The sequence below is a fragment of the Actinoplanes sp. NPDC048791 genome (genome assembly GCF_040650095.1).
Classification (GTDB): Bacteria; Actinomycetota; Actinomycetes; order Mycobacteriales; family Micromonosporaceae; genus Actinoplanes.
On record NZ_JBEZGQ010000333.1, the window covers coordinates 1 to 7,897 of the forward strand.

The 7,897-nt window shown below is 71.1% G+C and carries 6 protein-coding genes; 3 read left to right on the top strand and 3 right to left on the bottom strand.

Annotated elements, in window-relative coordinates; genetic code table 11:
- Nucleotides 1-374 precede the first annotated feature (374 nt).
- Entirely contained in the window at nt 375-1,592 is a 1,218-nt protein-coding gene (locus AB0C29_RS23215) for a cellulose binding domain-containing protein (RefSeq protein ID WP_360823554.1), read from the top strand.
- A 646-nt stretch (nt 1,593-2,238) separates the two neighbouring features.
- Here the strand turns inward: AB0C29_RS23215 and AB0C29_RS23220 are convergent.
- The gene (locus tag AB0C29_RS23220; RefSeq protein ID WP_360823557.1) at nt 2,239-3,207 is read right to left on the bottom strand and encodes a glycoside hydrolase family 6 protein; all 969 of its coding nucleotides are present in this window, start codon (nt 3,205-3,207) and stop codon (nt 2,239-2,241) included.
- Between the two features lie 341 nt (nt 3,208-3,548).
- Between AB0C29_RS23220 and AB0C29_RS23225 the strand changes: the two genes are divergently transcribed.
- Nucleotides 3,549-4,562 carry a LacI family DNA-binding transcriptional regulator gene (locus tag AB0C29_RS23225; RefSeq protein ID WP_360823560.1) on the top strand — a complete coding sequence of 338 codons (1,014 nt, stop codon included), beginning with the start codon at nt 3,549-3,551 and terminating at the stop codon, nt 4,560-4,562.
- Between the two features lie 305 nt (nt 4,563-4,867).
- On the opposite strand, the gene AB0C29_RS23230 is transcribed toward AB0C29_RS23225, so the two are convergent.
- Nucleotides 4,868-6,391 carry a S8 family serine peptidase gene (locus tag AB0C29_RS23230; RefSeq protein WP_360823563.1) on the bottom strand — a complete coding sequence of 508 codons (1,524 nt, stop codon included), beginning with the start codon at nt 6,389-6,391 and terminating at the stop codon, nt 4,868-4,870.
- A gap of 36 nt (nt 6,392-6,427) precedes the next feature.
- On the bottom strand, nt 6,428-6,787 hold the full coding sequence (locus AB0C29_RS23235; protein ID WP_360823566.1) for a hypothetical protein: 360 nt from the start codon (nt 6,785-6,787) through the stop codon (nt 6,428-6,430).
- A gap of 151 nt (nt 6,788-6,938) precedes the next feature.
- On the opposite strand from AB0C29_RS23235, the gene AB0C29_RS23240 reads away from it, so the two are divergent.
- Nucleotides 6,939-7,897, top strand: a 959-nt coding sequence (locus AB0C29_RS23240) for an XRE family transcriptional regulator (protein WP_360823569.1), incomplete at its 3' end; no start/stop codon positions are given.

Sequence of the window (7,897 nt, forward strand, 5' to 3'; positions counted from 1 at the left end):
GACGGCGATGCCCCGGGCGACCCGGCGCCAGCGGTCACGACGCCCGGAGGCGAAGCTGTGTCTCATGTGTACTCCTGCTCGGTGGGGGGCGGTCCGGCAGCAGAGAGCGTCAGCGTCACACGCCCCCTCGCTGCCGGCCGGGCTGAGGTCACGGCGTGCGGCGACAGCAGTTACGCCTGTTCCGGAGGTTGCCAGAATGTTTCCAGACATTCAAGAGTTTCATGGGAGCGCTCCCACCGACTCTGTCGAATGCCGCGACATAACGCTTTTCACCACCCCAACTTGCGCGTTGAACTGGGCGAAACGGTCTGGCAACATTGCTCGCAGTCAATGGCCTGCCGGGTGCATCCCCTTGCGGCGCCCTGGAGGGTGAAGTGCGCAGAACATCGAAGCTCATCACCGGCCTCGCGGCCGTCGTCGTCTCGTTCACCGCCGCCGTCGTGGCGCTCGGCACGACCCCGGCCGACGCGGCGGTGGGCGGCTCCGGCCCCTATCCGGCCGACTACGAGACCTCGACCGGCCTGCCCGACCACACCATCTACCGGCCGCAGACCCTGCCGTCCGAACCGCTGCCCGTCCTGGTGTGGGGCAACGGCGGCTGCGCGGCCAGCGGCACCGCACAGGTCAACTTCCTGCGGGAGATCTCGTCGCACGGCTTCCTGGCCATCGCCAACGGCGCGCCGAACGGGTCCGGCTCCACCACGTCCCGGATGCTCACCCAGTCCATCGACTGGGCCGTCGCGGAGAACACCCGGGCCGGCAGCAAGTACTACGGGAGGCTCGACACCAGCAAGATCTCCGTTGCGGGCTTCTCCTGTGGAGGCCTGGAGGCGTACGCGGTCTCCGCCGATCCGCGGATCACCACGACCATGATCTTCAGCAGCGGGTTGCTCAATGACGGCGACGACTACCAGCTGCGCGGGCTGACCAGGCCGATCGCGTACTTCATCGGCGGGCCGAGCGACATCGCGTACCCGAACGCCATCGACGACTGGGGCAAGCTGCCGGCCGGGCTGCCGGCCTTCATGGGCAACCTGAACGTGGGCCACGGCGGCACCTACGACCAGACCAACGGCGGCGAATTCGGCCGCGTCGCGGTGCTGTATCTCAAATGGCGCCTGAAAGGTGACGTCACCGCGGGCGCGAATTTCGTGGGGGCCGACTGTGGCCTGTGCCGGGCTCCGTGGACCGTGCAGCAGAAGAACCTGACGCTCGGCGGGGGCGCCCCGTCGACCACTCCCCCACCGACGTCCACCTCGCCCACTCCACCCACTCCGTCCACTCCGCCTCCGGGCGACGGTGTCTGCTCCGCGGCCTATTCGGTCCAGAACCAATGGAACGGTGGTTTCGTCGCCGCCGTGACCGTCACCGCGGGGAGCACCGCGCTCAACGGGTGGCGCGTCACTCTGGGCTTGCCGGCCGGGGCGTCCGTCAGCTCGGCCTGGAACGCCGTCGTGAGCGGCACCAGCGGCACTGTCACGATGACCAACCAGAGCTACAACGGGCGGCTGGGTGCCGGTCAGAGCGCCAGTTTCGGCTTCCAGGGAACTGGAAGTGGCGGCGGCGCCACCGTCACCTGCGCCGGGAGCTGAGTCCAGGCGCGTTCGCAGGCCGACGCGCCAGGCTTCCACCGGGAGGGTCGCCCTGCCGGGTGTGACGAGGAGACGCCGGGGCGGCCGGAGTCGGGAGTTGCTGGGATGGACGGCACTCGCGCGCGCGAATTCCGTTGCGCCTTCTGAGATGACGGCTGGCCGACGACCTTGTTCTGCGGTACGACGGTGCTCGCTGGCGCCGACCGCCTTCAAGCACCGTCGGACGGGTGGCCCGAGTAGCCCGGGTAGCCCGGGTAGCTCCGCCAAGGCGATGGCGACCGCCGGGGCGACAAACACCTGAACCTGCTCAGGAGCACCTCAACCTGCTCAGGAGCACCTGAGCCTGCTCCAGGAAACCTGAGCCTCCTCCAGGACAACCCAGCCGCCTCAAGCACACCTCAGTCTGATCAAGCACACCTGAGCCTGATCAAGCACACCTGAGCCTGATCGAGGAAACCTGAGCCCGATCAGGGTCAACTCAGCCTGCTCCAGCACACCTGAGCCTCTTGCAGGACAACCGAGCCGGCGAAAGGACACCTGAGCCAGATCACGGGCACCTGAGCCAGATCACGCGCTTGAGCCCGACAAACAGAACGGCGGCCCCGGCCCTGCGTGCGGACCGGGACCGCCGACTCACGACCCTGCGCTAGTACCCGTAGATCATCTTGTAGGCCACCTCAGGCAGGAACTGCCCGGCGGAAGACCCGGCCCCAACCCCGCAGTTCCCGTCGGACTCCCCCGGCGTCTTCAGCCAGAGCAGCATCTCCGCCCCGCCGCCCATCTGGGTCGGGGTGCCGATCCGGCGACCGCCCGGGTTGCACCACTGACCGTTGCCGCCGTTGCCGTTGCGGCTGGTGTCGATCACGAAGGGCTTGCTGTACCCGTAGGACCGCAGCGCGGACGCGACCCGGTTGCCGTAGTTGGAGTTGTCGCCGGTGGTGAAGTAGTTCGACACGTTCAGCGCGAAGCCGTGGGCGTTGGCCACGCCGGCCATGTTGAGTCGCTGCGCCATTGTCTGGGCGTCGATCCACCCCGGGTTGCCGGCGTCGAGGTAGGCCCAGGTGTTGGGCGCCTTGGAACGGAACTGGTTGGCCGCGCGCGAGAGCATGCCGACGCGGTCGTTGATCTGGGCCTGGCTCATGCAGCTGAAGTCGCCCAGCGAGTCCGGCTCGAGGACCACCACGGCGGGCCGGTTGCCGATGGCCGACGCGAAGGACGAGATCCAGGCGTCGTACGCGCCGACGCTGCCGGCGCCGCCTCCCGAGTGGCCGCCGCAGGCGTCGCGGCCGGGGATGTTGTAGGCCACCAGCAGGGGAAGCTTGTCCACGGCGTCGGCGGCTCCGACGTACCTGCTCACCGCGCCCGCGATGTCTCCGCTCCAGTTGCCGAACCAGCTGGCCATCGGCCGCTGCGCGATCTGGGACCGGATGGCGGCGGCGCGACCGTCGTTGGGGTTGGCGGCGACCCACGACGCGGGGCTGGAGCTGGGGTTCACGTAGAAGCCGCTGGTCTGGCTGACCGGATCGGCGTGAGCGGCGGGCGCGACGAGCAGGACCGCGGGGATCGCCAAAGCCAGCGCGGCGGCGAACACCCGGGGACGGGTCGGTCGTTTCATCGGCGGATCTCCTCAGTCTCGGTGCGAAAAACTGGAAGCGCTTCCAGACATGTTGGTCGATGTAAATGTCTGGCAACACTCCCGTAATGTCAAGACATCGAGCATCGTCGCGGTAGGCCGACCCCAAGAGCACGGTGGTAACTTTCTGGGACCGCTTCCAGTCACATCGACATGGATCCCGCCGGACTGGCCCGGTCGATATCATCGGGCGGCGAATCCGCACCACCCGGGCGACGGTCGCCGCAGGCCGGGCCGACGAACGATGGAGCATTCCGGCGCAGGCACCCCGAGCAGCAGGCGGAGCGCGCAGGCGCCACCCGCAGGAAGGACCCGGCAACGCGATGGCAGCAGACACCCCTCGGCGCCAACCCACTCTCGACGAGGTGGCCGAGCGCGCCGGCGTGTCCCGCTCGGCCGCGTCCCGGGCCATCAACAAGGCGCCGCACGTCAGCCGGGCCACCCGCGCCGCCGTCGAGCGGGCCGTCAAGGAGCTCGGCTACCAGCCCAATCGCACGGCCCGCGCCCTGGCCACGCAGCAGACGGGCATCGTCGCCCTGGCGGTCTCCCATGACGCCCCCGAGCTGTTCGCCGACCCGTTCTTCGCCCAGGTCATCGTGGGCGTCTCCGCGGCGCTCGAGGACACCGAGCTGCACCTGGTGCTGTGCCTGGCCAGCTCCGGCCGCGGCCAGACCCGGCTGACCAACCTCCTGCGTACCCGTGGGGTCGACGGCATCATGCTGATGGCCCTGCGCGGGGACGATCCGCTGACCCGCATCGTGCGCCAGGCCGGCCTGCCGGCCGTCTACGGCGGGCGGCCGTTGACCTTCGAACCGCAGTGGTACGTCGATTCCGACAACGTCGGCGGGGCCCGCCTGGCCACCGAGCACCTCATCGGCCTGGGCCGGACCCGCATCGTCACCATCTCCGGCCAGACCGGCACGGAGGTCGGCGAGGCCCGCTACCGCGGCTACCGCGAGGCGATGATCATGGCGGGCCTGATCCCGTACGGCATGACGGAAGGCGACTTCACCGAGGCCGGCGGCGCCGCGGCGATGAAGACACTGCTCGACAGCCACCCGGATCTGGACGCGGTGGTCGCCGCCAACGACAACATGGCGGCCGGTGCGCTGCGCGTGCTGGCCGAGTCCGGCCGATCCGTACCGGGCGACGTGGCGGTGGTGGGCTTCGACGATCTGGACATCGCCGAGCGGACCCAGCCGCCGCTGACCACGGTCCACCAGTCGATCCAGGCCCTGGGCAAGGAGATGACCAGGATGCTGATCGACCTGATCGCCGGCCGCGAACGCACCTCCCTCATCCTGCCGACCAGACTGGTCGTGCGCGATTCGGCATGATGCCGTCGCGGCGAGCCAGGATGCCGACGAGGCCTGGGCGCAGCATCTCGCCGCCCGCGTCCGGGTCCGGGCCCTGGAGGAGCCAGCCCGCTACGACCCGCCCGGGGTCCGGGCCCTGGACAAGCCAGCCCGCTATGACCCGCCCGAGGCCCGGGCCCTGAACGAGCCAGCCCGCAACGACCCACCCGGGGTCCGGGTCGTGGTCGAGCAAGCCCGCCGCGACCCGGCACTCGCCATCGGGACCTGCACCGCCAGGCCGCGGTGATCCGCCCCTGACGTGAGGTCCGGCACCCCCGAAAGGACGGTCAGGGCTTGTCCTGCGCCGCGACCGGCCGGGACAGGGCGATCGCCCGCAACACGTTGACGCGGCCGAAGCCGTAGCGGGCGTCCTGGCCGCTCTCGCCGAGCTCGTCGGTCGAGCCGGCGATCTGGTCCATCAGGTACCGGGCGCGTTTGCTGCCGGTGTAGGTGCTGCGGATCGACGGGACCGCGCTGAGCAGCAGAGCCATCGCCCCGGCGACGTGCGGGGTGGCCATCGACGTCCCGTTCAGGGCCTTCCACGTGCCGCCCAGGTAGGACGACGTGACCGCCACCCCGGGTGCGCAGATGTCGGGCTTGGTGAAGATCAGCGGCAGGTGTTCGGCCGCGATCACCGTCGAGGTTGTCAGGACCTCCGACAGGCCGCCGCTGAAGCCCGCGACGACGTCGCTGTGATCGGTCGCGCCGACCGCGAACGCGAGGATGTCGCCGCCGGTGGTCGCGCCGGTCTGGTCGCCGCGGTTGCCGATCGCGGCCACGATCGGGATGCCGGCCCGCAGGCAGGTACGGAACGACTCGGTGAACACGCCCGGCGCCAGTGAGGTGAAAGCGCCGGTGCCCGAGTCGAACAGCGGCGCGCTCAGGGACATGCTGAGCACGTCGACGCCCTGTTCGATGGCCCAGGTGATGCCGGCCAGGATCTGGGCGAGCGTACCGCTGCCGTCGGGCAGGACGCGGGCGACGGCGAGGTGGGCCTCGGGTGCCACCCCGATCCACTGGCCGCTGGTGTTGCCACCGGCGATGGTGCCGCAGACGTGCGTACCGTGGCCCTGGGTGTCGATCGGGGTCGAGCCGGGCACCGGCAGGCCCTGGCTGTCGAACTCGGCCCACCGCTTGACCTTGCCGGCCAGATCCGGGTGGGTGGCGTCGACGCCGCTGTCGAGGACGCCGACCATCGCGCCCGCCCCGCGGGCGCCGTAGGCACCCCAGGCGGCCAGCGCGCCGACGGCCGTGACCCCCCACGACGAGGCGGAGTTGTCCAGCACGGCCGTGGGCAGTTCCCGCGCCGCGGTGACCGGCGACAGGGCCACCCGGGCGTTCGGGTAGACCGCGGCCAGGCCGGGCGTGGCCGCCAGCCGGGCCAGGTCGTCGCGGTCGAGCTCGAGGTACGCCGACCGGGACGGCCAGAACGCATTGGCCGCACCGAGCTTGTTCTCCTGCGCCCGGCGCACGGCGTCGGTGGCCAGCAGCGGTTCGAGAGCGGCGGTGTTGGACCTGCGTACCGACGACAGGCTCGGCTGGGCCGGATCCGCGCCGGCCAGGTCGGGGACGGACGGGCGCATGGCGGGCACGCCGCCCGCGGTGGCACTGGCCAGCACGGCGGCGGACCGGACGGCCCGCACCGGCTCGGGGAGGACCTCGCGGGCGGAGGTGGCCTGCGACCGGCCGCCCACGTCGAGGCGCGAGTCCTCCTGGTGATCGGGCGAGCTCATCTGGACGACGACCCCGACGGTACGGCCGGTGTCCTCGTCGAGAATCCGTTCGATCTGGCGGCGAGTGGTCTCGGACATGATCTGTGCTCCCTTCGGTGCTGTCGGGTCGGCGGGTCAGCCGCCGCAGGGGAACTCGCACCAGCCGGTGCCGTCCGAGAGCGTCACGTAACAACCGCAGCCCTCGGGGCCACAGATGATCTCGACGTCCGTGACGTCGGCCCGGTCGGCGTGGGCGTCCCGCACGAACCGCGGGGACATGCCGTCGAGCGCTCTGCCGGTGGTGCTGGTGAAGATCTGCGCCATCTCGTCGAGCCGGCTGGTGATCTCGGTGGACAGCTGCGCCATCCGCCGGGCCTCGGCCTCGGCCAGCGGGAAACGCGGGCCGTAGGTGCCGGGTTCGTGCTTGACCGCGCCGGCCGGGGGGACGTGCTTGACGGCGTCGCCGGTGGTGGTGGGTTCTGCGGTACCGGACATGGCTTGCTCCCATCGGGTCGGAATGCTGGAGAGGTCAGCGTCCCGGGGCCCGAGGGGCGGTTGACAGAATTGACCAGGACTGCCCAGCCGGTCCAGCAACACGCTCCGCAATCATGTTGACACCGACCGCACGTCTGACGACGGTGGACTGGTGGGAGCTCTGCCGAGGCCCGACGTACCACCCGGTCCGCTGCGGGTGCTGTTCGACCGCCTGCACGAGCTGCATCACCAGGCCGGCTGGCCCAGCCTGCGGACGATGGCCCGGGAGGTCGGGTGCAGCCACGCGACCGTGGCGGTGGTGTTCGCGGGACCGCGGGCGCCGCGCTGGGGACTGCTGGAGCTGGTCGTGGAGGCGCTGGGCGGCGACGTGGAGGTCTTCCGCAACCTGTGGCTCGACGCGACGTCCGAAACGGCGGATCCGGCAGCCGGCGCGCCGCCGGGCCGCACAGTCCTCACCCGTACGGAGCCACGCGAGCTCCCGGCTGACGTCAGCGGCTTCACCGGCCGCCGGGACGCGCTGACCGAACTCGACCGGTTGCTCGACCGCAGCGGCGACGGCGTACGCATCGTCAGCCTGTCGGGGACCGCCGGCGTCGGCAAGACCGCCCTGGCCGTGCACTGGGCGCACCGGGTCAGCCGCCGCTTCCCGGACGGACAGCTGTTCGTCAACCTCCGCGGCTACGACCCGGGCGCGCCGGTGACGCCCGCCGAGGCGCTCGGCGGGTTCCTGCGGTCGCTGGGCGAGCCCGGGACGGCGTTGCCGGTGGCCGTACCGGAGCTCGCGGCGCGCTACCGCACCCTCATGGCCCGTCTGCGGATGCTGGTGCTGCTCGACAACGCGAGCAGCGTCGAGCAGGTACGCGACCTGCTGCCCGGCACAAGCTCCTGCGTCGTCGTGGTGACCAGCCGGGACGCGCTGCCCGGGCTGGTGGCCCGGCACGGAGCCCAGCGCGTCGAACTCGACCTGCTCTCGACCGAGGAGGCGGCCGGACTGCTCGTGTCACTGATCGGCGCCCGCGCCCAGGCGGCTTCGGAGGAGGTGCTCGCGCTGGCCGGGCGCTGCGCGTACCTGCCGCTGGCCTTGCGGATCGCGGCCGAGCGGGCCGTCAG

Coding starts and splice junctions, on each gene's coding strand:
- AB0C29_RS23220 (WP_360823557.1), bottom strand. CDS start 3,207: ATGAAACGACCGACCCGTCCCCGGGTGTTCGCCGCCGCGCTGGCTTTG.
- AB0C29_RS23225 (WP_360823560.1), top strand. CDS start 3,549: ATGGCAGCAGACACCCCTCGGCGCCAACCCACTCTCGACGAGGTGGCC.
- AB0C29_RS23230 (WP_360823563.1), bottom strand. CDS start 6,391: ATGTCCGAGACCACTCGCCGCCAGATCGAACGGATTCTCGACGAGGAC.
- AB0C29_RS23235 (WP_360823566.1), bottom strand. CDS start 6,787: ATGTCCGGTACCGCAGAACCCACCACCACCGGCGACGCCGTCAAGCAC.